At 60.4% G+C, this 386-nt stretch carries 1 pseudogene; it reads left to right on the top strand.

Annotated elements, in window-relative coordinates:
- Positions 1–386: pseudogene (gene groEL / locus AC0L18_RS32445) on the top strand (chaperonin GroEL); the annotation flags it as partial.

Below are 386 nucleotides of genomic sequence, written 5' to 3'. Positions count from 1 at the left end.
TTCGTCACCAACGCCGACAAGATGGTTGCGGATCTGGAAGACGCCTACATCCTTCTCCACGAGAAGAAGCTCTCCAATCTGCAGGCCATGCTGCCGATCCTCGAGGCTGTCGTGCAGACCTCGAAGCCGCTGGTCATCATCTCGGAAGACGTTGAAGGCGAGGCCCTGGCCACGCTGGTCGTCAACAAGCTGCGTGGCGGCCTGAAGATCGCTGCCGTCAAGGCGCCGGGCTTCGGTGATCGCCGCAAGGCCATGCTGGAAGACATCGCCATCCTCACCGGCGGCCAAGTCATTTCCGAAGACCTCGGCATCAAGCTCGAGAATGTCGGCCTCAACATGCTCGGCCGCGCCAAGAAGGTGTCGATCTCCAAGGAGAACACCACCAT

Source organism: Mesorhizobium sp. WSM4819 (assembly GCF_055811215.1).
This window is presented reverse-complemented; position numbering and strand designations above follow the sequence as displayed.